General features: G+C 59.8%; 15 protein-coding genes. 12 read left to right on the forward strand and 3 right to left on the reverse strand.

The annotated features are described in order from the left end of the window. Window positions 1-66 precede the first annotated feature (66 nt). The 3 genes from DOM58_RS09220 to DOM58_RS09230 are packed head-to-tail and all read right to left on the reverse strand — an operon-like array spanning window position 67 to window position 4,007. A complete protein-coding gene (locus DOM58_RS09220; RefSeq protein ID WP_110692593.1) occupies window positions 67-1,317 on the reverse strand; it encodes an MFS transporter in 1,251 nt (416 codons plus the stop codon). Window positions 1,318-1,374: 57 nt separating this feature from the next. After that, the gene (locus tag DOM58_RS09225) at window positions 1,375-2,601 is read right to left on the reverse strand and encodes an MFS transporter (protein WP_110692594.1); all 1,227 of its coding nucleotides are present in this window, start codon (window positions 2,599-2,601) and stop codon (window positions 1,375-1,377) included. Further along, on the reverse strand, window positions 2,598-4,007 hold the full coding sequence (locus tag DOM58_RS09230) for an O-antigen ligase family protein (RefSeq protein WP_157957519.1): 1,410 nt from the start codon (window positions 4,005-4,007) through the stop codon (window positions 2,598-2,600). The genes DOM58_RS09225 and DOM58_RS09230 overlap by 4 nt, the downstream gene beginning before the upstream one ends. A gap of 299 nt (window positions 4,008-4,306) precedes the next feature. On the opposite strand from DOM58_RS09230, the gene DOM58_RS09235 reads away from it, so the two are divergent. From DOM58_RS09235 to DOM58_RS17470, 12 genes are all read left to right on the forward strand, one after another. Then, complete coding sequence (locus DOM58_RS09235) at window positions 4,307-5,170, forward strand: glycosyltransferase family 2 protein (RefSeq protein ID WP_110692596.1); 864 nt, start codon at window positions 4,307-4,309, stop codon at window positions 5,168-5,170. A 59-nt stretch (window positions 5,171-5,229) separates the two neighbouring features. After that, a complete protein-coding gene (locus DOM58_RS09240; protein ID WP_110692597.1) occupies window positions 5,230-7,287 on the forward strand; it encodes an alginate lyase family protein in 2,058 nt (685 codons plus the stop codon). A gap of 101 nt (window positions 7,288-7,388) precedes the next feature. After that, complete coding sequence (locus tag DOM58_RS09245; protein WP_110692598.1) at window positions 7,389-8,939, forward strand: hypothetical protein; 1,551 nt, start codon at window positions 7,389-7,391, stop codon at window positions 8,937-8,939. After that, a complete protein-coding gene (locus DOM58_RS09250; protein WP_110692599.1) occupies window positions 8,936-11,077 on the forward strand; it encodes a hypothetical protein in 2,142 nt (713 codons plus the stop codon). The genes DOM58_RS09245 and DOM58_RS09250 overlap by 4 nt, the downstream gene beginning before the upstream one ends. 95 nt (window positions 11,078-11,172) lie before the next feature. After that, window positions 11,173-13,446 (forward strand): alginate lyase family protein, encoded by a 2,274-nt coding sequence (locus tag DOM58_RS09255; RefSeq protein WP_223162152.1) that lies wholly within the window; start codon window positions 11,173-11,175, stop codon window positions 13,444-13,446. After that, the gene (locus DOM58_RS09260) at window positions 13,443-15,230 is read left to right on the forward strand and encodes a hypothetical protein (protein WP_110692601.1); all 1,788 of its coding nucleotides are present in this window, start codon (window positions 13,443-13,445) and stop codon (window positions 15,228-15,230) included. The genes DOM58_RS09255 and DOM58_RS09260 overlap by 4 nt, the downstream gene beginning before the upstream one ends. Further along, complete coding sequence (locus DOM58_RS09265; RefSeq protein ID WP_110692602.1) at window positions 15,227-15,661, forward strand: glycosyltransferase family protein; 435 nt, start codon at window positions 15,227-15,229, stop codon at window positions 15,659-15,661. Before DOM58_RS09260 ends, DOM58_RS09265 begins: the two co-directional genes overlap by 4 nt. Continuing rightward, entirely contained in the window at window positions 15,658-16,170 is a 513-nt protein-coding gene (locus DOM58_RS09270) for a glycosyltransferase (protein ID WP_157957522.1), read from the forward strand. The genes DOM58_RS09265 and DOM58_RS09270 overlap by 4 nt, the downstream gene beginning before the upstream one ends. Window positions 16,171-16,236: 66 nt before the next feature. Continuing rightward, window positions 16,237-17,595, forward strand: coding sequence for an undecaprenyl-phosphate glucose phosphotransferase (locus DOM58_RS09275; RefSeq protein WP_245392208.1), 1,359 nt, complete (start codon window positions 16,237-16,239; stop codon window positions 17,593-17,595). Between the two features lie 83 nt (window positions 17,596-17,678). After that, the gene (locus DOM58_RS09280) at window positions 17,679-20,678 is read left to right on the forward strand and encodes a glycosyltransferase (RefSeq protein WP_110692604.1); all 3,000 of its coding nucleotides are present in this window, start codon (window positions 17,679-17,681) and stop codon (window positions 20,676-20,678) included. 52 nt (window positions 20,679-20,730) lie between these two features. After that, complete coding sequence (locus tag DOM58_RS09285) at window positions 20,731-22,356, forward strand: hypothetical protein (RefSeq protein ID WP_110692605.1); 1,626 nt, start codon at window positions 20,731-20,733, stop codon at window positions 22,354-22,356. Between the two features lie 8 nt (window positions 22,357-22,364). Next, window positions 22,365-24,041 carry a hypothetical protein gene (locus tag DOM58_RS17470; RefSeq protein WP_157957523.1) on the forward strand — a complete coding sequence of 559 codons (1,677 nt, stop codon included), beginning with the start codon at window positions 22,365-22,367 and terminating at the stop codon, window positions 24,039-24,041. The last annotated feature ends 21 nt before the right edge of the window (window positions 24,042-24,062 follow it).

Genomic DNA, 24,062 nt, shown 5'->3' on the forward strand with positions numbered 1-24,062 from the left:
TCACTTTGATGCAAATGATGGAACGCCGCCGACAATCGGCGGCGTTCTATCATCTGTGCTTAGCGCTTAGCTAGAAGCGGGCGTCGGCGTTCTAGCGAACAGGCGAATCATCAGGGCGCCCAGTGCCGATACCGTGGCCAGCGCGATCACGCCCGGCCAGCCCCACGCACCGAGCAGGTAGCTGCCTAGCGCGGACCCTACCGCCATGCCGATGAAGACTAGCGTGAACATGACCGCGTTGAGCCGGCTGCGAGCGGCGGGGTCGAGCCCGTAGATCAACGTCTGGTGGGAGACGAGCGTGGCCTGGATGCCGAAATCGAAGCCCAGCGCGCCGATTACGATCAGTCCCAAAGCCCATGGTGCCGACAGCCAGGGTTCGGCGGCCATTGCCAGAAACGAGACCACCACGATCGCGCTGCCGATCCGCGTGACCTGATGCGGGCCGCGGCGATCGGCCATGCGACCGGCGAGCGGGGCAGCCAGTGCTCCGGCGGCGCCGGCCAGCCCGAACGCCCCGGAGACCGCGCTACCTAGTTGATAGGCGTCGAGCAGATGGATCGAGAGTGTCGACCAGAAGGCACTGAAGGCGACCGAGAGCAGCGCCTGCGCGGTGGCAGCGCGACGTAGCTCCGGCTGATCACGCCAGAGGTGATAGAGCGTCGCCAGCAGCGCGCGATAGCTGAGACTCGAGGTCGACTCGAAACGCGGCAGGCCACGCCACAGCGCCACGCCGATCAGCACGATCAACCCCGTGGCGATGAAGAACATGGCGCGCCAGCCCAACGCCTCGGCCACCACGCCGCTGACGACACGCGACAATAGAATACCTAGCAGCAGGCCGGTCATGACGGTGCCGACGACCTTGCCGCGCTCGCGGTCGGCAGCCAGCATGGCGGCGGCGGGCACGATGTCCTGGGCGATGGTGGCGGTGAGGCCCACGGCCAGGCTAGCCACCAGCAGCGTCGCGATCGACGGCGCCAGCGCGGTTGCCAGCAGCGCCAAGGCCAGCAGCGCGGCCTTGAACACGATCAGCCGGCGGCGATCGACGCGATCACCCAACGGAATCAGCAACAGAATACCCAGCGCGTAGCCGAGCTGCGTCAACGTCGGAATCAGGCCTGCCGTGCGCGCGTCGATATCGATATCCGTGGCGAGAATGCCGAGCAGCGGCTGCACGTAGTAGAGCGACGCCACGCTGAGCCCGGCGCTGATCGCCAGCAGGATGATCAGGCGGCGCGGTACCGATGGAGGCTGAGCGTGCTCGTTCGAGGGTGAAGCCGAAAGCGTATTCGTCGCGCTCGGGGATGAAGGCGCCATGACGGAGTCCTGAGTGACGGGTTGGGGTTTGGAGAAGATTCGCCGCGGGGTTCGCGGTCAATCCACTGAAGACTGGCGACGCCGTTGCTGCAGGATCAACCGTGCGGCGACCGCCGCTGCGATCAAGCCGGAAGCGGCAGCCACCATCATCGCCCAGCGCGGTCCGGCGTGGTCGGCCAGCCAGCCGACGATCGGGGCGCCGAGCGGCGTGCCGCCCATGATTACTGCCATCCGCAAAGCCATGACCCGTCCGCGCATGGCAGGGTCGGTCGTCAGCTGCATCAAGGCGTTGGACGCCGTATTGAAGGTCAGCGCGGTGAAGCCGGTCAGCGTCAGCATGGCGGCGAAAACGACCACGTTGGGCGCCGCCCCCGCGAAGGCGCAAAAGACGCCGAAAGCGAGAGTCGAGACGGCCAGTAGCCGCATTTTCGGCTGTTCGCGACGGGCGGCCATCAGCGAGCCGCCCACCGAACCGATCGCCAGGGCCGAGGTGAGCACGCCGTACTGGTCGGCGCCGCCGTGGAAGATGGAGACCGACATCGTCGAGATGTAGATCGGAAAATTGAAGCCGAAGGTGCCGATCAGAAACAGCATGACCATCATCGCCTTCAGATCGGGGCGGCGCCACACGTAGCGGAAACCTTCCAGCAGGCCGCCAGCGCGGCGACCGGGCTTCAGTGAGGTGTAGAGCTCGCCGGTGCGCAGCAGGAACAGCGAGCCAAGCACCGCGGCGAACGAGCCGGCGTTGATCAGAAACACCCAGCCGGTGCCGATGGCGGCGATCAGAATACCGGCCACTGCCGGGCCGATCATGCGGGCGCTGTTGAACGAGGTCGAGTTGAGCGCGACGGCGTTGGCGAGATAGCGCTCGCCAACCAGGTCATTGACGAATACCTGGCGAGCCGGGCCGTCGAAGGCGGTGACGCAGCCGAGGCCGAGGGCGAACGCATAGACCTGCCACAGCGTCACTGCGCCGGTGATGGTGACCAGACCGAGACCCAGCGCCAGCAGGCCCAGCAGTGCCTGGGTCAACATGATCAGCCGACGGCGGTCGAAGCGGTCCGCCGCGTAGCCGGTGAAGGGCAACAGCAACAGCTGCGGGCCGAACTGCAGTGCCATGGTGATGCCCACGGCGCTGGCGTTGTGATCGGTGAGTACCGTGAGCACCAGCCAATCCTGGGCGACGCGCTGCATCCAGGTGCCGATGTTGGAAACCAGCGCGCCGGCCGTCCAGACCCGGTAGTTGTAGATTCGCAGCGAGCGGAAGAGGCGAGTATCGCTCATGGGGGAGACGACAACCGAGACGCGACGCTAGAACGCTCTAAACGGCTCAGGCGCTCACGCATTCGGTAGGTGTAGGCGATCGCGCCGATTGCGCCGACGAGATAGATACCGGTGGAGTAGGAAACATAGCTCTCGAAGGCGTTGACCACCGCCCAGAACAGGAAGAACAGCGCGAGAAAAATGGCGATATCGGTCGGCATCAGACGACGTTTCCAGCTCGTCCAGGCGGCGGTTCCGACCGCCGCGATGGTCGTCACGTAGAGAAGTGCGCCCACCGCGCCGTTAGCGATGAGCAGCGTGACGTAGCTGCTGTGGAAGTGGCGCAGGCCGCTTCGCTCGACCACCGCGCCCAGCGTCGTATCCTCAACGGGATTGGTGCTTTCCAGCAGCAGAGGAATGTGGCTCTTGGGCCCCCAGCCGAACCAGGGCTTTTCCTGAAATAGCTGAAACGCGTAGTGCCAGGCATGGATGCGGAAACCGATACTGCTGCTCGGAACGGCACTGAGATCGCCGCGCAGGACCGCACCGATCACTTCGTGCTCGGCGCTCAGCCGCTGAACGATACGGTCGCCGAAAGCCATGGCCACGGCGAGCGTGATCAGGATGCCGCATAGGATCGCGACGATCAGGTAGCGGTTCAGATTGCCCTGGTCGGTCAGCCCGCGGCGCCAGGCCAGAAGCGCGCCCAGCAGCGCCACGCCGACGACCACCAGGATCCCCAGCCAGGCCGCCCGCGTCATGCTGAAAGTCCAGGCGGCGACAGCCCAGATCGCGATCAACAAAAAAGCAGACCGCGCCAGGCCTTGGCGCCATCCGTGCGAGTTCGCGGTGGCGCGAAAGAAGCGCCGCGCGAAGCAGGCCTGGGCGATCATGATGACGCCGGCACAGACGCCGGCGTGCTGCCAATTCTTGAATCCCAGCGTGGGGCGCTCGCCTGCCGCCATGAGCTGCATCAGTTCGTGGGGTGGCTCCCCGCGGACCAGCGATCCGACCACCATACCCACGATCAGCACGGCCAGTGCCGCAAGCGTCAGCGAGGTTCGCCCGGCCAGAATCCAGGCGATGGGGAGAATCATGAAGACTTTCGTCAACCCCCGCATATCGTCTATCTGGCCGCCGGCATAGTCGGGAAACAGCGCCATCGCTGGAGGCAACGTGACCAGCTGAACGAGTAGCCATAAGCCCAGCAACACCCATAACGGGTCGAGAAAAGCGCTACCGCGCCTTGGCTGGCTCGCCAGGGCGACGACGTAGGTCAACATCAGCAGCGGTTCGAAACTGCGCGAGAAATCGAAGGCCAGGACCCAGGTCGATAGATAGCAGAAGAGCGAAATCAGGCCGATGGCATGGCACCAGCGCGTCGTTTTGTTGGCGTGCCAGGCAATGGGCAGTGACGGTACGAGCATGGGGTGTTCCGGGAAACGGATAGGGCGGCTGCGGTGTGCGACGAGCTTGGGATGTGGCACCATGTTAGCTGCTTGTTACGCGCGCCGATACTCGCTGTGACATTATTCAGAGGCCTCGCGCGGCATGGTCTGCGCGTCCCGTGACTTCCTCCGAAGACGAATATTGGCTCCAGGAACCGCATGGCAGTAGTGATGCGGCCGACGAGGGTAACGAAGGAAAGACGGTATCGTCTGGCTGCCTTGGCAAGGTTTCGAGAGAGCCCAATGCAACGTTTCGCAAGCAGGTGGTTTACAAGAAGATGCTGACGATAGTGGTCCCTGTCTATCGTCAATGGCAGATGGTGGAAAAGCTACTCGAATGTCTGCGTGGTCAGACGCTGCCCGTTGATCGCTTCCGGATCGTGCTGGTCAACAACGAACAGGACTTCGATGCCAGTGGCTTCGTGAAGGGTAATGTCGAGGTGCTCGAATGCCGCACCCCCGGTTCCTACGCTGCCCGCAATCTGGCCGTGGATCGCTGGATCGACGAAACGCACTGGTTCGTCTTCACCGATGCGGATTGCCAGCCGGAAAACGACTGGCTGGAGCAGCTGTTGGCGGCTATCGATGATTGCGGAGAAGATCCGGGATTGATCAGCGGGGACGTCGTCATGGTCCCCAGCGATCCGCATCCGGGCTGGGTGGAAATCTATGATCTGGTCAAGGGCATTCCTCAACGGGAGTATTCGGAGCGAGGGTTTGGCGCAACCGCCAATCTTGCGGTTGCGGCCGACGTCTTTCGCCATGTCGGCGCTTTTGATGCTGCTGCCTTTTCCGGCGGCGATCGGCTTTTCTGTCTCAAGGCGCGACGTCGTGGTTACGCGCTGAAATATCAGCCGCTCGCCCGCGTTCATCACCCCGCACGATCCGGGTTCAATGAAGTTCTGCGTAAAACGTTTCGGGTAAGAGGGGGGCAGATCACCCGCAGTCGAGGCTGGAAACGTTGGGCCAGAATCGCCTATGCGCTCGCGCCGCCGTTGTTACCATTGAAGCGGCTATGGTGCCGACGCGATCAGCCCAGGCGCTACCGCCTAATCGCCGGGGTGATACAGTGCCGGCTCTGGATGGCAGAGATGCCGGAGATTTACAGAATTCTTAAAGGAGGGCCGGCTGAGAGACGCTGAATCGACCAGTGATCTCTCATCGAGGCCCATCCAAGACTTGCCAAGGAAGGAACAGAGCCATGCTGGCGATCGAAAAGGCCCTTTTTCTCAGCCTCTGTAGCGGCCTTTCGGCCGGCTACCAATGGCGCAGGCGGCTTGCCGCTCCCGTGTCCGACGATCGCATGCCGCCGACCGTCCTGCTCGACGGCCGTCAGCTTGCGGAGCTGGCGGCGCTTTATCGTCAAGGCGACGCCGAGGCACTGGAGATCGTCCGGAGTCTGCAGGCGCGCGCCGACGCCATTCTCGAGCAGCCAGTCGTGCGTGTGACCGACAAGGGTCCGGTGGCGGGCGGCGAGTCCTCCATCGGCGAGGCCCCCAACGGCGAGTCCTCTAACGACTATCGCAGTCTGGCCAAGTACTGGTGGCCCGATCCGGCATCAGATGACGGGGCGCCTTATGTACGCCGCGATGGCGAGGTCAACCCCGCCTGTTACGCCGATCATTTCGATGCCAGCCGAATGGTATTTCTGGCGGAGTCGCTCCAGGTGCTCTCTCTTGCGACCTGGTTCACGGGAGACGCCGCGTATCGTGAGCGCGCCGTCGCACAGCTCGAAGCCTGGTTCGTCACCCCCGAGTCGCGTCAGTCTGCGCATTTCCAGTTCGCTCAGATCATCCCAGGTCGATCTGCCTTACAGCCGAGCGGCCTGATCGAAGCGCGGCACCTGATCTACGTCACCGAATCGATCCTGCTGCTGGAAGGCGCCGACGCCTTGCCGGCATCGCTCTCGGCAGCGCTGAGAGAGTGGTTCCGTGAACTGCTCGCGTGGTTTCGGACCAGCGACAAGGGGCTGGCCGCTGGCAAGGCGAGTAACAATGTCGCGCTTTGGTACGATCTGCAGTGTCTCGCTTACGCCTGGTTCGTGGGTGACGATACGCTCGTGCAATACATCGCGACCGAGGTGGCTGTCACGCGGCGGGAAGATCAGGTCGACCTCGACGGTTCGTTGCCGGCCGAGCTCGATCGCGCCAACCCGATGGATTACGTCGCCTTCACGCTGGCGGCGATGTCTCAATTGTCCCGGTACGGCGATGCAACGGGCGTGCCGATCTGGAGTCAGACCGACGGCGACGGACGAAGCTTCCAGCGCGCGCATGAGTGGTTCATCCAGCAGGCCGAGGTCAAAGAGAGTCATGAGGCCAGTCAAGGTTTGCTGGGCGAGGCAAGATCCTCGGATCAGCAGGATCAGGTCGTGTCGCGACTCGGCGAAACCGGAGACCTGGTTCTGCAACTGGCCATGGTCAATCGGCTGGCGGATGCGCGTCGGCGGATGCTCGAGGTTCGAGATCGACAGACGAAACGGAAAACGGTGCGCATTGCAGAGCTCGAGCGAGAGCTGGCAAGCAGCGAGAAAAAATTGAAGACGCTGACGCAAAAGCAGGGAAAGGAAGCGGAACAAATCATGGAAGAGAACAAGCAAGCCAGCGCTCGTCTGGAGCGATTGGAGAAAGAGCTCGTCAAGGCGAGAGAAGCGCGTATCAAGGAGCTTCAGGACGTCATTCATCGCCAGGAGGAACAGGCCCGCGATGGTGAGAGGCAGCGCGAGCTCCAGCAGCAGGTCAAGGATCAGAAAGAGAAACTGGCCCAGCTCGAAACGAGATTTCGAGACGCCAAACGTCAGTTCGATACGCGGCTGGCTGAAGCCGAGACGGCAAAGAGCACGTTTTCGACCGAAAATGACCGGCTCGAACGAGAGCTCAAACAGCAGCAAGGCGATTATCAGAAGCTCAAGCTGGCCCAGGATGCCGATCGCCAGCAATTCAAAGAGAAAGAAAAGCGGTTCGGCGAGCTGCTAAAGAGCAACGAAAAAGAGCTCGAGAAGCTGCTCAAGGCGTTCCGGGAGCGCCCCAAAGCGAGTGCAGTCGATGACGCGAAGCAGCGCGAAGAGATCAAGAAGCTCAAGCAGGAGTTACGAGGCCAGCAGCGCAAGGTGGCACGTCTGCAGGAGAGCGCGGATCGACAGAAACTGCGTGCCGATTATTTCAAGGAACGCAGCGACAAGATTCTGAAAAGCCGTTCCTGGCGCATGACCGCCGTCCTGCGCAAGCTGACCGGAGGTGATTCGGGAAAAAAGCGCTGACCCGGACAGGAGAGTCAGCGGGTGACACTTCAGTTCGGGAGTCCGTTTCTCGTTCGGAGAGCCCGGCCATTGGCGCCCAGTCAGTACGGGGTGTCGAACGCATGTTTCGCGGGGAGCAAGAGGAGCCCGCTGCATCCCAGTCGGTGGCCGTTCTCTATCGCGTCCTGGACCAGAGCACGCTCGGCGGGCTAACTGGCGCGGGGGCCCTCGAGTGCCTGCATCATCTGCTCGACAACGAACCCGGCGAGACCCGAATCGCTCGGGATTGGGTCATGGGCCGGTTCGAGGACCGCACGTTGCGCCCGGCGTTTATCGCCTGTCTGGAGCAACATGGCGTGCGCTGGATCGATGCCGGTGACAGCGCCGCGCGTTGTGGCACCCATCACGTCGCGGATGACGCGGCGCATCGCTATGACAGCACCGCGGGGCGGTTCGTTCCCGATGCCAAGCTGCTGGGTTTTCTCGATGCTCATGCCGATCGAGCGTTTGAATGGCTGATGATCTGGCCATGGGATTGCGCGCTGCCGGCGGTGGCGGAACGAGATCTGCTGCTGGATCTCGCCCAGTCCAGCCACGACGGCTTGCACCTGTCACTGCTTCGCCGAAGTGTCGCCGGCGCCGCGGGAAGTCAGGAGCCGGATTTCGCCTGGAGCGGCATGATGCTGCCGGTATTGCCGCGACGCTTGGGGGACGAAACTCTTGTGAGTGTGATGACCGATACGAGCGTTGCGGGCCATCGTGCCGGCTGGGCGCTGGAATCGACCAGCGTGGCTCATCTCCACTCGCCATCTGATGTTCGCTCGGCGGAGATCGGGCGGGCCGAAACGTCATCGTTTCATTTCGGTATCTGCCTGCGGGCCAAGGCCTGCTCCCAGAATTGGGCGCTGACCTGTCAGAATCTCGAACGCACGCTCGAAAACCTCGCGCGTCAGCGCTCACGTGATTTTCGCGTCTGGATTGCCGCTCACGAACGGCCCGAGATTCGCACTTTCGGCCTGAACGTCGAGTATGTCCTGGTCGACTTCGAGCCTCCGATTCGTGCCGACGGCACGTTCGGCAACGACAAGCGCCGTAAGCGCAATGCCATTGGTGAGGCGCTGAAAGCGCAGGCAAGGGGTGGTTTCTATTACATGCAGCTCGATGCCGACGATCTGCTCGATCCTTCGCTGGTGTTGGCCGTGACGAGCGACGACAACCGCCGCGGCTACCTAATCGAGAACGGCTATATCTTCGACTATGAGAAGCGCGCCGTCGCCCGCTGTAGTGAAGAAACCGTGCCGTTCTGGCATCAGTGCGGTTCGAGCGCGGTGCTCTTTTTCGAATCCGATGACTTCAATCGAGACGGCGAAGACGAGAGCTATTTCGAGCGCCAGCGGATGCATGAGCAGTTTGCCGCTCTCGCCCAGATCAAGGGCAGGCCGCTGGCCTCCTGGGTCGACAACATGGCGCTGTATCTCGTCAATCATGGCGAGAACCAGTGGTCGAACTATCGCCATGAGAATGACGGTCGCGCCAACAGCAAAAGCAAATTCGTCCATCGATATAAGCTCGAATCGCCCGCGGCGCTCGATATTTTCGCGCTGCGCTACCCGGAGCTGGATCGACGCGAAGTCGCCGTCGATGGAACCGACAGGGAAGTGAGAACATCATGAGTCAGAGTCCAAAGACGCCGTCCGCTCAAGACGTGCTATGGGATTCGATCGAGGCCGAAAATTCCGGCCGGATCGCTCAGCTGGAAAGCCAGATCCAGGCCTTGAAGGCATCGAAAGCGTCCGGCTTAGCGCAAAGGTCGAATAAAGCCCTGGCCGAGGAACTCGACGAACAGCACCAGTCGTTGACGAAACTGGAAGACGAACTGGCTGACGCCGCCCGGCGATTCGAGCGGCGATTCGATGCCATCGCGATGATGGACATCAAGCCGCGCTTCCCTGAGACGTTGAAGAAACAATACAGAGCGAGCGCGCTGGCGACAGAACCGGACGATTTCGTTCTCTACCGTATCATCGGCAACGATCTTTATCCCCGCCATCGCAAGGGGCAGTCACGCGACAACCTCAGATTCATTCTGGAAAACGAGCAGCCTCTCGAGGGCTGCAAGAAGCGCTGGGTTGTCAATCGTATTGCCGATCCGGCGGAAGAATCCGCCATTCTGACGCTGCTGGAAGCGCATCATCAGGAGTGGATTCACATTCCGTTTTCGGCCGAAGAGTACCGCCGGATTCCGCTCGATTTCGATTGTCTGCCTTCGCCGGGCTATCTGGCCAGTGCCGAATTCGCCAAGCTCGGGCCTGAGCAGCGCCAGCGACTGCTGACTGCGCTGTACCGGTTCAAGAACAACTACGTCATGAACAATAACGGCGCGCGCAACCGGGCGCTGGAAGCGGGACTCGGCGAGGCCAAGTGGGTGCTGCCATGGGACGGCAACTGCTTTCTGACGCCGCGTGCGTGGAACCGTATCGTCGAGGACGTGCGCGAAAGGCCCTGGCTCGCCTATTACGCCGTACCCATGACGCGTGTGTTGGACAATCAGCGGCTCGTCGATGACCACTTCGAACCCGAAGCCGTCGAAGAACCCCAGCTCATCTTCCGCAATGACGCCGATGAGCGTTTCAACGAAGCGTTCTGCTACGGGCGTCGGCCCAAGGTCGAGCTGTTCTGGCGTCTGGGCATCCCGGGCAAATGGGACCGCTGGAAGGACGACGCCTGGGAGCAGCCACGCCGGGAACTGGGGCCGGAGGCCGGTCAGTTCGGTGTCGCCGGCTGGGTCGCCAGGCTCTATTCCGGTATGGGAAGTCTGGAGATAGGGACACGTCAAAGCGCAAGAGCACGATATCTGGTTCGTCAGGAGGCCATATTGAGTGCCCTACAATCGTTGGATTACGGAGCGTTTGTTCCAAATGCCGGTATATCGACTATTAAGACGAAAGGTGTCGACGAACTCCAGCGCTATGCTGAAAAATGCGACTTGAGTCTCAATCACTGCGTTGAACGTGCAGGCCGTATTGTCAGCGACGTTGATAAAAATGAAGCATCATTTTTGATAGAAGGTAAGGATTTTCTTCAGGACTCTTTGGTGCTGAGTTTGGCTTGGTCAAGTACGCAAGATTTTCAGTATCTAAAGTCGGCGGCGAAGTTGTATCGGAGACATTTTTATTGCTGTACTCCGAGTACGGACCTGATTCCCGAAAATAGTCTGGATGTAACTCTTGAGTTGCATAAAACACATTTGGCCGTTGGTGGTCTTGAGGCTTTGGCGTACTTCCAGGTCGTCACGATACTGGTGCAAAACGGCCTTCTAAGCCCGATCGAAAAGGAAATATTTGACCATAGCTTAGCTGCTTATATCAATCGCCTTTGGAATGATAAACTAAGAAGAGTGCCGCAGCATTTTGCTCCTGATTTGCTGCTAGAAGACGATCTTAGATTGTTGAGGTTGTTGTCTGATACTGGCGAATATTCCAAAGGCAGTGCTGTTGTTATAGAGTCTTTATCCAGCTTTGATTCTATTATTGCTGAAGATGGCACATTGCCAACGTTGTTAAGTGTTCGTAATTCCCGATCTAGTGTAGCCAAAATATTACGGACGGGTGTGGATTTGGCCGCAATAGCGGAAGTCTTCGGTATCAATTACCTTGAGCAGAAGCTATCGAATGGACGGTCTTTATCAGATAGTCTCAAGTGGTTCCTGTCTTACGGTAGTGATAACTGGCCATTCTGTCAGCGTGACGAATTCGACCAAACTTTGCTTGATCCGCTCCAGGCGGCTTTGAAGAACAGTAGCTTCCGTTAGTGGGAACTATCATGGCTAAGAATATATGGTTTGCCCTGAAGCCTCAGGATTAACGACTGGGCGATTTACTAGCCCGCTTTTCTTCAAGAGGCTCTATGTACAGAAAACTGGCAAGGATGCTGAGTGAGCGGCTCAAGAAGCGCTATCGGGTGGCGCGTCGGCTCTACGAAAAGCGCAATCGTCCGACGCCCGCTGATCGAGGCGCGCCCCCGGTTGCGGCTGAGGGAAGCGTGTTGGCGAGCGACGGTGCCAAGCCGTTTCGCTTCGTGCTGTATCGGATCATCGGCAACGATCTGGAGCCGCGACACGCGCGCGGGCAGTCACGCGACAATCTGCGTTTCATTCTGGAGAACGAGCCGGCGCTCGAGGGATGCGAGAAGCGTTTCATCGTCAACCGCATCGTCAATCCCGATGAGCACGCGGCGATCGTGGAATTGCTCGAGTCGAACGGTCAGTCCTACATCGACATTCCCTTCGACGAGCAGACGTACGCGTCTACGCCGTGGGACTTCGAGGGGTTGTCGTTTCCCGGCTTTACCCGATCTGATGATTTCCACGCGCTGAGCGAGGCAGAAAAGGGCCGAGTGATGATGCGGCTCTATCGCCACCGCAACCTTTACGTCATGAATAACAACGGTGCCCGCAACGTGGCCCTCGACGAGGGCTGCCAGCTCGCCGATTGGGTCCTGCCGTGGGATGGCAATTGTTTCGTGACGGCCGCGGCATGGACGGCGATCCGGACGGGCATCGAGGCATCGGCGCAGCAACGCTATCACGTCGTGCCGATGGCCCGGATCACCGATAATCAGCAGCTGCTGGCAACCGACTTTCGCCCCCCCGCCGAGGAAGAACCACAGCTCGTATTTCGCCGCGATGCGGTCGAACGTTTCGATGAGCGCCATCCTTACGGGCGTCGTCCGAAGGTGGAACTGTTGTGGCGGCTTGGCGTGCCCGGACGCTGGGATCGCTGGAAGATAGAACCGTGGGATCTGCCTTGTCCGGCCTATGCGCCGGAGGCCGGGCAGTTCGCTCAGGCGGGATGGGTGGCCAGGCTGGAATCGGGTAAGGCGCATCTGGAAGTTGATCCCTCGCGAGGATTGGTGGATCGGGGCGTCGCCCGAGTCGAGGCGGTAACGGGGTTGCTGGATCGTCTCGATGCACGATTCATGGCAAGTCACCGCAGCACCGGGTCGCTACTGTTCTACGACGGCAATGCGCTGCTCGCGCCGGGAGACCGGGCTGGGGACGCGGAATTGTTCGAGGAGGCCGCGGCCGCGCTCGCTCGCGGGCCGTTCTCGGTCGTTGATAAGAGCACGTTGGCGCCTAGCGGGGATCCGCACGACTATTGGCATCCCGCGCCCTATTACTGGCCCAGCCCGATCCTCCCCAAGTGGCTGCCCTATATGCCGCGCGACGGGGTCAGGGTGCCTGGCACCGTGCTTTACGCGCCCGAAAGCGATCAGTACGACCGCACTCGGCTCCAGCGCCTGTTCGACGATGTCACGACCTGCGCCATTGCCTGGGCCCGAAGCGGCGAGGCTCGCTATGCACAACACGCTGCGACCCTGATTCGGGTGTGGTTTATCGATCCCACTACGCGCATGAATCCGCACTTGAAGTACGCGCAGGTGCGCCAGGGGCATGATCGCAATCGGGGCAGCAAGTCCGGAATCATCGAAATGAAGGATATCTACTTCCTGCTCGATGCCGTCCGGCTGGTCGAAAGAGCCGGGGCGCTGGCAGACGCCGATCGCGAGGCGTTCAGACTGTGGTTGCGAAGCTATCTCGAGTGGCTGCGGACGAGTTCGCAGGGTCGTGCCGAGCGGCGTTCGGCCAACAATCACGGTACCTACTATGATTTACAGATCGCTGCGATCGCGTCGTACCTGGAGGACTACGCGCTAGTCTCCACCACGTTACGCGACAGTCGGGAGCGTATTCTCGAGCAGTTCGACGAGGCCGGTGCACAGCCCGAGGAGCTGAAACGCACGACGACCGCGCACTACTGCTGCTTCAACCTGCAGGGCTGGGTCTACCTGGCACTGCTGGCCGAGCGCCACGGTCAGGATCTGTGGCACTTTCGTGACGCCCAGGGGCGCGGTCTCGAGAAGGCGTTCGAATGGCTTTTGAGTTTCGAGGGACGCGACTGGCCGTGGCGTCAGATCGATACTTTCGACACTGACCGCTTTCAGCCGCTGCGTGCCGCTCATGCTTACGCTTATCATCCGGCTTCGGTCAGCGGCGATATCCCTGCGCCCCGGCAGTCCCTCCGCCTGTATCATCCTCATGACGGCGTTCGACCCTGGTGGTTTCTGGGGCGAGAGGGAAGAGGTAACGACGATTTCGATGCACAACGGCGAGGCTCATGAATCTCTATCGCGCTAGCTGGCGGCACTTGCGTTGGTTCGCCAGCGTCTGGCGGCAGCTCATTCGGCATACGCCGTTTGCGGCGCCGATGACGGCGGGTACGCTGCTGATCTCGCAGCTTGCTCAGGTGGTCGCCTTTCTGCTGCCTTTGAAGGTGATCCTGTTGCTGGGTGGCAACGGGATTCCCCGCTATTTCCAGGGTTTCGTCACCATGGAGACGCGTTCGCTCTGGATCGTGCTGCTCTGCGCCGGTGCCGTGCTGCTCTTTGCGGTGTCGCAGTTCATGGATTGGTTGGCCGACCGGCAAAGCCAGCGTGGCGCGCTGGTCGTATTGGACAACGCCCGCAAGATCACGCTGTTCAATGATCAGGATGCCGGTGTGCGCGAACAGTACCGCCGGCTTTGCGAGGCGATGGCGGAGGGGGCCATGGCCCTGGTGGGGTTCGGTGTGGGGCTGTATCTGTTTCCTACCCTGTTCGCCTTCCTCCTGCTGGTGGTCTTGGTCATGGCTGGTGCGACGCTGGGGTTGGCATCGGTTGGCAGCGCCGACTACCGGCATCGGGTCGAGCGCTGGCTCAACGCCAACAGCAAGGGGCTATTGCGGATTCTGGGCTCGTCGGGTTTTCTCCTGGGCTTCCTGTTTCTGGTCTTCGAGTTCTACCGCTTGAGCGAGCTCAATCTGCTCATCGCCATCATCAGTCTGATTCTGAGTCGACGCATCTTTCAGTCGCTGACCAATTTCGTGAACGGACAGATTCGTCTGGCCGAGCAGCGGCAGCGGGTCGATGCGCTGTTTTTCCATGAACGCCAGTTGCAGAGTGACACCTCGCGCGGCGGTCAGCGCTTCTGGGAGCTTTTCGCACCCGCGGCCCGGCTCGCGCGCAGCCGTGAATGGATCCGCGCACGAGGAGGCCGCGATGCCGTGGCATCGTCTCGCTGGTGGGATGGCGGCCAGAGCAATGTGGCCTGGTTCGCATTGGCTGAGGAGTCATCGGTTCGTGAGGCTTCCACTCGCGAGCCGTCGGATCGCGAGTCGATCCTCGAGAAGATCTATCTTCCCAGACAGCGCTCTCAGGGCAATCACGAGACTTACCTGCTGGAGCGGATCGATCTGGGGGCCGTTCACGCGCCGCGTCTTCTCGACAAAGGACAGATCGAGGAGTTTCTCTGGCTGCACCTGCTCTGTCCGCCAGGCGCAGCGGTTCCGCGAGAGCGGCGGGGTGAAATGCAGCGCAGAATCTTGTTCGATCTCTGGTGCTACGTACCGCCGGAGGAGATCGTCGATAGTTATCTGCGCTCCCATCCGCCGCTGTGGGCCCGCGTCGATCGTGCCCTGGTGGACAAGGTGCTGCTGGCCGCCGAAGAGCCAGCGGAACGTGAGCTGGTGGAAGCCTTCCAGCGCCGACTCGAGGAGATGCAGCGTCGGTTGAAGGCGGTGCCGCTGCATATCTACAACCCCGATGTCAGCGACCGCAACATCCTGCTCGACGAGCAGGATTCGCCCTGTGTGCTGTGCTGGGGGCGATGGAGCCTGGAACCGATTGGTGCCGGCGCGACGCCACGTTATCTCGTCCAGGCCCGGGACGGTGAGATGATGAATGCGCTGAGACAGCGCCGGAAAATTTCGCAGAAGGTCACCGATCGTGACTTCCTGCTGGTTGCCGGGCTTCATGAGCTGGAACGACTGATCGAACGCCAGCAGTATCGCCGGGCACTAAAGCACATGGAGCATGTTCTGCAGGATGTCTATCCAGCACCGGAAGCCACGCCAGCGAGCACCTCATGAGAGCGCTTCTGGTTGCCTCCTTCGGCGGACATCTGGTGCAGCTCGAACGGATTGCGGCGCATCTCTCGCTGGGCTCGACCGTCTGGGTCACGACCCGGCCGGCATCGATGGATCAGCCCCATCACGTGATCACGGATTTCAACAAGACCACGCTCTGGCGAGCAGGGCGTTGCGCCGTCGATATCCAGCGGATACTGCGCCACGAACGCTGCGATGCGGCGATCAGCACGGGTGCCGCACCGGGGCTACTGTGTCTGGCGGTGGCCCGGCTCGGGGGCAGCTACACCGTCTGGATCGATAGCGTGGCCAATGTCAGGCGGCTATCGCTCTCCGGACGGCTAGCGACGTGGCTGTGCCACGAGACACTGACGCAATGGCCGGAAGTCGCCGCCGGTCATCGGCGCGTCTCCTACCTGGGAAGCGTACTGTGATTTTCTTGACCGCGGGTGGCCAGCTGCCTTTCGATCGTCTGGCCGAAGTCGCTCTGGAAGGCGCGCGTTCGTTACCGGAAGAGCCGGTCATCTATCAGGCCGGACCAGGCGGCACCGCCTGGTTCGAGCACAGGGACGTGCCGGCCAACCTGGCTATCGAGGAATTCATGGAGGTGGGTCGCCACCGGAAGCTGATGGTCGAGGCGCGCTGGGTAGTCAGCCACGCCGGCATGGGAAGCCTTCTGCCACTGTTGGAGCAGGCACGGCCGGTATTGGTTTTCCCGCGCCTGAAGCGCTACCGAGAGCATCGCAACGACCATCAACTGGACACGGCGATAGCGATGCGTGAACGCTTCGGCCTGACGTTCTATACCGAGTCACAGGCGCTGATTTCGCAGCTCGCGCAGACGCCGTCTGCCACTGACGACAGTAAATTGGAACTTATCGAGCGGCGACGCGAGGAGTTTGGACATCGATTGCAGGGAATGCTGGAGAGTCGGGTGCGCTGACGTGAGAGTATCTCGCCTATCGCCCGGGTTAGGGTTTTCAGTCAAGGGTAAGGAGTGCCCGCGGACGTGAGCCAAAGAAACGTATTACTGCTGTTCATCTCGTTGATGGATATCGCCGCTTTGGCGGTATCCGGGGTGTTGATGTATGGCCACCGCTTCGGCACGTTCGATCTTCACGAACGTTATCAATGGGCGATTCAGGTTATCGCGATCATCATCATTCTGGTCGGCGTGCTGATCGATGCGTATGGCAACTGGCGGGTCAAGCGACTGGGGCGAATTCTCGCCGACCAGGTGATCATCTGGTTGATAGCGGCCGCCGTATCGACGACGGTCATCTATTTCATCCATGCGGCAGAGCGCTATTCGCGACTGTGGCTGGTGCTCACATTCCTGATGTCGTTCGCGATCAGCGCGTTGGGCAGAATCGTGCTGCGCACGGCCATGGGCCGGTTTCGACTCAAGGGCCGCAACCGGTGCCGGGTGTTCATGATCGGGCCGGGGAAGACGTTGCTCAACGTGACGCGCCATATGCGCCGCGAACAGAGCGCGGGCTTTTCGGTCTGCGGCGTGCTACGCCTGGCAAGAACGCCCAGCGCCCGAGAACTGGACGCGCTCGCGCGGCGGGTGGAAGCATCGAAAGCGCAGGAGGTCTGGATCTGCATGCCGCTCAACATGGGCAACGCGATCAAGGCGATCATGCACTCGCTGCGCCATCAGACCGTGGAGATACGATTTTTCCCCGAGCTTTCGGATCTGCCGATACTCAATCACAAGGTCAGTGAGGTGGTCGGTCTCTATGCCATCGACCTGAGCGTCAGCCCGATGACCGGACCGGCGCGGTTCACCAAACGGCTCGAGGATCTGGTGCTGGGCGGGTTGATCACGATCTGCATCCTGCCATTCTGCGTGGTCATCGCGATTGCGATCAAATGCTCCTCCCGGGGGCCGATTCTGTTCAAGCAGTACCGGACCGGGATCAACGGCAAGCGTTTCAAGGTCTACAAGTTCCGTTCGATGCGCTTGCACGGCGATACGCGGGGCTTTCTTCAAGCACGACGTGACGACCCTCGATTCACGCGGATTGGCGCCTTCCTGCGAAGAACGTCGCTGGATGAACTGCCGCAGTTCTATAACGTGTTGCAGGGGCGGATGTCGATCGTCGGCCCCCGACCTCATGCGCTTTCCCACAACGAGCACTACAAGGAGCTCGTGGAATCCTATATGCAGCGTCACAAGGTCAAGCCGGGAATCACCGGATGGGCGCAGGTGAGCGGGTATCGGGGGGAAACCGATACGATCGAAAAGATGCAAAAGCGCGTGCAGTACGATCTGTGGTATCTGGAAAACTGGTCGCTGAAGCTCGACCTGAAGATCATTTTTCTGACGGCCATCAAAGGCTTCTTCGGCAAGAACGTTTATTGAAGGTGAGGCGCCGCCGGCAGGCGCCCTCCTGCCCGACGACACAGTGGTCGCACGGCGAACGATGAATTGGGAAAGGATGCACGATGAACAACGAGACGGACGATCAGATCGCTGCGCTGGAAAGGCTTATTGCCGAGACGCGACGGGCTCGGGGCGAGCTGGGCGGCAAGTCTTCCCCCGCGAACGGCAAACCTGCCGGTGAAGCGGATTCGGGTCGAGCTAGCTCGGACCCGACGCTCCAGCGCTTGCACCGCCAGCAGAAGCTGCTGCAGCAACTGGCACGCGAGCTCGAACGCCAACCGGGACGCCGCGAAGAGTCTGCCAAGCCGAACGCCGTGCGCCGCCTAGAGCCGGAAAAAGCGGCGGGCGCCGTCCCGCACGGCAGGCGCTCGGCTACCGAGCGGGAAATCGAGGGACTTCAGCGACGATTGGCTCGGAGCCAGAAAGAGATCGAGGAGCTGCGGCGCAAGCAAAGCAGTATTCTTGCCAGCCGCTCGTGGCGCGTCACCGCGCCCTTACGGGGTGCCGCCGTGATGTTCGGCGGCAAGCGGCGGTTGCAGAGCCAGCGTCAGGCACTCCATCGTCTCGACGAGAATACCGAGCCGACGGGCGAAGTGTCGGTCCGCGCCGAGCGCAAGCAGGATCTGAAGGAAAAGAAAAAGCACGCCCGCAAGCGTGTGACTCATGCGCGGGTGCATCTCTATACGCTCGGTTTCGTGGAGCGCGGCGTGCAGGAGCTCCAGTTGCTGACCGAGGATCGCGTCAACGCGTTCATGGCGCCGTGGGCCGAATGGGAGCTGGCGCTTTGGCATGCCTCCCATACCGAGGTCAGCGCCAAGCGTCAGGCCCTCGAGCATATCCGCCGCTATCGCGCTCATGATTTCGAGCTGTTCAACGAGTCCGCCATCGCCGTGGTCGAGGCCGAATGTCTGGAGGCCATCGGTGAACGCGACAAGGCCGTGGCATTACTGGAAAGCCTGCGTTCGACGAGGCTCGACGGTGACGTGCTGCTGGGGCTGGCGAATCTGAAAGACGGTGACGACAAGCTCGCCTCCATCAATCAGTGTCTCGCACAGTCGGCGATCGAGACGATTCGCTTCCTGCCCGACGATGGCCATGCGCTCTACGATCGCATCGCGGTCGACGGCTGCGAGGTCATGGCCGATCCGCTCGGCGAGCTGCCGAGGGTCACGGTGATCGTCCCCGTCTTCAATGCGGTAGCGACCGTAGAGCAGGCGATGGAGTCGCTGCTCAAGCAGACGTGGCCCAATCTGGAGGTGATCGTTTCCGACGACTGCAGTACCGATGGCACCTTCGAGCGGGTCAAGGAGTACGAAAGCCGGTTCGAAAGATTGATCGTCATTCGCAACGAGCAGAACTCCGGACCTTATGTCGCCCGTAACAATGCCCTGAAGATCGCCACCGGAGACTTCGTGACCTGTCATGATGCCGACGACTGGTCGCACCCGCGCAAGATCGAGCATCAGGCCCGTCATCTGGTGGATTCGCCGGCGGTGTTCGCCAACACCTCGCAGCAGGCGCGGGCGTTCGAGGATCTGCGATTCCATCGCCGTGGCAACAAGGGTTACTACATTCAGTTCAATCTGTCGTCACTGATGTTCCGGCGCGAGTCGGCGCTCGAGACGATCGGCTACTGGGATGCCGTCCGTTTTGCCGGCGACTCCGAGTATCTGGCCCGGATCAAGAAGGCGTTCGATCCGGAGGCGCTGGTCCATCTCGATACCGGCCCGCTCTCGTTCCAGCGACAGTCGGCCGATTCCCTGACCAGTTCGAAAGGCTCCGGCTATAACGGCTACAAGTATGGCGCCAGGGCGGCCTACGAAGAATCCCATCGGGCCTGGTACGACAAGCCGGTCGATCTTTACGACGATCCCGACAAGCCGCAGCGTCACTTCTTCGTGCCGGGGTCGATGCGGCCGCGGAAACCCGAAGCACGTCATTACGATGTCGTGCTGGCGTCGGATTTTCGGCTTTCGGGCGGAACGACCTCTTCCAATGCCGAAGAGATCAAGGCCAATCACGCCATGGGGTTGAAGACGGCGATCGTGCAGATGTCCTGTTACGGCTTGCGCATCGATCGTCGCATGGAGCCCAAGATTCGCGAGCTGATCGAAGCCGGTCAGGCGGAGCTCATCGTGTTCGGTGAGAGCGCAAGCTGTGACGTCCTCGTCATCCGGCAGCCCTGGGTGCTGGAGGATTATCAATCCTGGCTGCCCGACATTCGTCCCGGCGCCGTTCGGGTCATAGTCAACCAGCCGCCCAATCGGGATTACGGCAGCGAGAGCGCCACGCTCTACCATATCCCGCGCTGTCGCGAAAACGCCGAGCGCTACTTCGGGACCAGCGGCGTATGGCACCCGATCGGGCCGCTGGTGCGCAAGGCGCTGGTCGAACATCACGCAGACGATTTGAAAGACATCGTGCTGAGCGACGAAGACTGGCCAAACATCATCGATGTCGACGAATGGCGACGTGGCTCACGGCCTGCGCCGCACTCGCGCATCAGGGTCTGCCGGCTGTCGCGTGATCACGTGTTGAAATGGCCGGCGGACCTCGAGACGCTGACTCAGGTCTACCCGACGGACGAGGCGTTCGAGGTGCACGTGCTAGGCGGCGCCGACACGGTCGCCTTGATGATGGGTGGCCAGTTACCGGAGAACTGGTCCGTTTCCGCTTTCGGCGCAGAGCACCCCCGAGAGTTTCTGGCCCGCTACGACGTGTTCGTCTACTACACCCACCCCGACTGGGTGGAGGCGTTCGGGCGCGTCATTTTCGAAGCGATGGCGGTGGGGCTGCCGGTCTTTCTGCCCTGGGATTACCAGCCGCTCTTCGGCGAAGCCGCGATCTACGCCGCACCGGCGGAGCTGCAGCAGCGGGTGAAGGCGCTGATGGCCGACCCGGAGGCCTACGCCAGGCAGGTCGAAATCGCCCACGCCTACGTGCGCGAGCGGTTCGGCTACGCCGCTCACGCCGACAGGCTCGAAGCGGTCAGAGCCGAACAGCAGGCTGCCCCGTCGCTGCCGCCCGCCGGCACTGATGTCAATTCCGAGCCGCCGCAGTGATACATCGTCGGCATGGCGACTCGCCGTCCGGTGACAGTAAACAGGAGTAGTCATGTATCCCGAGGGATTGTTTGTACTGACCTCGACCCAGCATTCGGAGATTCCGGATATTCTGCTGGGCAGCGTTTTTCATCGACGCGAAGTGCTCCTGGGTAGTCAGGGCCTCGCCGATTACTTGCGTCGGCATCCGGCAGCGGATGTCCGCGAGTTTTCCGAGGGCCGTTTCATTCTGGTGAGAAACGAAGGCGGACGGGTCGTCATCAAGACCGACGATCTCGCCCAGGACACCGTCTATTACTTCTCCGATGCTTCCCGAGATCGGGCCTACTGGGCAGTCTCCAACTCGTTGCTGGCGCTGACGCGACAGCTCCGCTACGACGGCTTTTCACCCGGATTTCACGAAGCGGCGACACTCGGGTTCTTTGCCGGCAATCAGTCGCTGTGGGGCGGGCAGCCTCTGTCACTGAATACCCTCGTGGATGGCGTGCGTTTCATTCCCGCCGGTCGACATCTGGAAATTGCACCGGGCGGCCTGCCGCAAGTGACGCTGTCGCCGACGCGAGCCGATCGCCAAGGGCTGGATTATGCCGAAGGGCTGATGGAGTACGTGCGGGATGTCCAGGGCCGGGTTCAGGCGCTGGTCAGCCACGGTTATCGCTTCAATCTCGGTCTCTCCGGCGGGATCGATAGCCGCATGAACTTCGCGCTGATGCGACCGTTCCTGAACCCCGACAGCGTTCGAGTCCACAGCAACCAGCAGCGCAGCGAAGACTTCGAGGTCGTCCGCAAGATACAGGGTCACTACGATTTTCCCATCGACGGTTTCGCCTCCCGCAATGGTAGAAACTCGGGACGCGACAACGTGATGACCTGGATGTCGGGTGTGCTCGGCGCCTATCTGCCGGTGCGCATGCCGATGCGGAACCGGAATATTTCCAGCACCTTCAACGTCCACGGCGGCAACTTCCGGGCGGGCATCTATCACATCCAGCCGCTCAAGAAACGGGCGAAGAATCTCGCACGTCACTTCGATTCCAGGGAGCAGGCGGAGAAAGTCGAACGCGAATTCTACGGCTTCTTCGACAGCGTCGGTGTCGATGTCGACGATCCGATTGCCCTGGATCATCATTACATCAATACGCGCGCCCGATTTCACTACGGTCTCAACTGGTATCGGCAGCTGGATCAACCCCTGTTCACGCCGCATCTTTCGCGCCAGCTGTTCGATCTCTATCACCGGCTGAAGCCCGAGCAACAGGAGGGGGAAAAGTTGATCTACGACCTGTTGTCTTTGACCGATCCCGACCTGATCGATTTTCCGTTCGATTCGCCGCAGAAAGGGTTTTCCGACGCTGTGCGCCGGCAACGCTCGTCGCTGTCGCCGCAGGATCTCGCCGCGCGTGGTGTGCCGGACTTCGAGGTGCACGGCGCCCTGTCGCCAGCCGAAGCTGGCGAGGATCATCCCGAGGCCGAGGCTGAATTCATGGCGCTGGTCGACGAGAAGGTTGCCGAGCATTCGGCACGACTGAAGGGTACCGGTCCCATGCTCGATGCCGCGATCGACGAGCTGGAAAAACACGCCAAGCTCAGCGGCACCAAAGCTTCCCATCGGTATGCGGCGTTGGTCGTAACGTTGGGGGAGTTTGATAATCTTATAGGCTACAATTTAGAAATTTAGAGAGAACTATGCATATGTGTGCTGAAAAAGATGATGCTAATACGCTTACGATAAGTTGTAATGATAATTTAGAGGATTTGAGGTTCTTTAGAGGCTTGGCAGTAATTGACGATAAACTGATTGTAGGGGAAGTAGGGGCTAAGCAGTATTTCATCGAGCATAGTGACGAAGACGCAATAATCGATGCGGATGGACGTTTCTTTGCAGCTATTAAGCTTAAAGATAAAGCCGTTGTGTGTGTGGATAGGTTTTGCCAAGACAGTGTTTTTTATTACTCTTCTCGTGGTTATTGGGCCGTCTCTAACTCTTTGCTGGCTCTAACCGAAAGGCTTTTTTATGATAATGTAAAAGTGCGTTTTAACGAGAGAGTGTTGGCGGGGCATTTTATCGCTGGAAGAGGATTGTGGGGAGGGCAGGGTCTTTCTCTCAATACGATGATAGACGGTATTAAAGTAGTTCCTGCAGGAAGTTATATTGAAATCAAAGAAGCGGGAGGGTTTTCCATTTTAGAGAGACCAGCTCGTGAAGCTGCTCTTGAAAAATCCTATTGTGAGCTCCTGCGCGATTACGTATTTCATATAAGAAGCATCGTTGTGACGCTTTGTGAGCATGGCTATTATTTTAATGCTGGTTTGAGCGGGGGCATGGATAGTCGCCTAAATTTTGCAATGTTGTGGCCTCTTGTAAAAAAAGGCTTTCCAATTAAGATATATACCAATCATAATAACGAAGAAGATGCTAAAGTCGTTTTTTCACTGCAGGAGCGATTAGGGTTCGAACTAAAAGGATACACAAATAATGTGAACGTGACATCGGGAAGAGTTGCATATCGTAATTGGCAGTTAGGGCAGATGGGAAGTTATTTTCCAATTTCTCTAGGGCTGGCTGCAACTCCCAGTAATCCGTTGTTCAATGTACATGGCGCGTCTTTTAAGGGTGTTAAGCATAGACGGTTAGCGCCTTATACAAGAGGGAGACGTTTAGCCGAGGAGATGTCGGACCCCAAGCTCGGTGAGCTAGTTCGCCAAGAATTTTTAAGCTTCTTCGAAAAGTTAGGAGAAGATATGTATGCTCGAGATGCGATGGATACTCACTATCTCAATACACGTGCACGTTATCACACTGGAATTAGCTGGTATCATAGTCTAGATAGAGCTCGCTTTACGCCGCAGCTTTTTCACCAGTATTACCGACTATACCAACTGCAAACGGAGAATGGAAAATACAACGATAGACTCGTCTACGATATTTTTCAGATGACAGTACCTGAATTGGCAGATCACGAGTTTGAGGTTGAGAATAAGGGGTTTTCTGAGCTTGAACTGGTCCCAGAACGAAATATTCAGCCTGAAAAGGATGTGTCTTGGAAGGTCTTGGAATTTTACGGCAAGGCACCAGTTGCTCCAAATCCTGACGAAGTGAGTCGAACGCAAGATGAGCTCAAAGAAGAGTTCACAAAATTGTTGGAGAGAGATGTAGTGTTTTATGCGTCTAAGTTGGGTGCGCAAGACAACGCGTATTTCAAGAGGTTGGCTGATGAGGCTCTAGACGATATAGAGAAAAATAAGTCGTTGATCAAGCGTCAGGCATCTTCATTATTAGTGGCGGCGGGTCGTTTCCATGAATTTGTCGATGGTAATCAAGAAATTACTTTCGAAGAGACGCGTGCTAGTAATGTTCGCTAGTGGTTCGATGGGCTCCTATAT

This window comes from Salinicola halophyticus, from assembly GCF_003206695.1.
Classification (GTDB): domain Bacteria; phylum Pseudomonadota; class Gammaproteobacteria; order Pseudomonadales; family Halomonadaceae; genus Salinicola; species Salinicola halophyticus.

Excerpts from the sequence above, each read along its gene's own strand:
- DOM58_RS09220 (WP_110692593.1), bottom strand. The coding sequence starts at position 1,317 with ATGGCGCCTTCATCCCCGAGCGCGACGAATACGCTTTCGGCTTCACCC.
- DOM58_RS09225 (WP_110692594.1), bottom strand. The coding sequence starts at position 2,601 with ATGAGCGATACTCGCCTCTTCCGCTCGCTGCGAATCTACAACTACCGG.
- DOM58_RS09230 (WP_157957519.1), bottom strand. The coding sequence starts at position 4,007 with ATGCTCGTACCGTCACTGCCCATTGCCTGGCACGCCAACAAAACGACG.
- DOM58_RS09235 (WP_110692596.1), top strand. The coding sequence starts at position 4,307 with ATGCTGACGATAGTGGTCCCTGTCTATCGTCAATGGCAGATGGTGGAA.
- DOM58_RS09240 (WP_110692597.1), top strand. The coding sequence starts at position 5,230 with ATGCTGGCGATCGAAAAGGCCCTTTTTCTCAGCCTCTGTAGCGGCCTT.
- DOM58_RS09245 (WP_110692598.1), top strand. The coding sequence starts at position 7,389 with ATGTTTCGCGGGGAGCAAGAGGAGCCCGCTGCATCCCAGTCGGTGGCC.
- DOM58_RS09250 (WP_110692599.1), top strand. The coding sequence starts at position 8,936 with ATGAGTCAGAGTCCAAAGACGCCGTCCGCTCAAGACGTGCTATGGGAT.
- DOM58_RS09255 (WP_223162152.1), top strand. The coding sequence starts at position 11,173 with ATGTACAGAAAACTGGCAAGGATGCTGAGTGAGCGGCTCAAGAAGCGC.
- DOM58_RS09260 (WP_110692601.1), top strand. The coding sequence starts at position 13,443 with ATGAATCTCTATCGCGCTAGCTGGCGGCACTTGCGTTGGTTCGCCAGC.
- DOM58_RS09265 (WP_110692602.1), top strand. The coding sequence starts at position 15,227 with ATGAGAGCGCTTCTGGTTGCCTCCTTCGGCGGACATCTGGTGCAGCTC.
- DOM58_RS09280 (WP_110692604.1), top strand. The coding sequence starts at position 17,679 with ATGAACAACGAGACGGACGATCAGATCGCTGCGCTGGAAAGGCTTATT.
- DOM58_RS09285 (WP_110692605.1), top strand. The coding sequence starts at position 20,731 with ATGTATCCCGAGGGATTGTTTGTACTGACCTCGACCCAGCATTCGGAG.
- DOM58_RS17470 (WP_157957523.1), top strand. The coding sequence starts at position 22,365 with ATGCATATGTGTGCTGAAAAAGATGATGCTAATACGCTTACGATAAGT.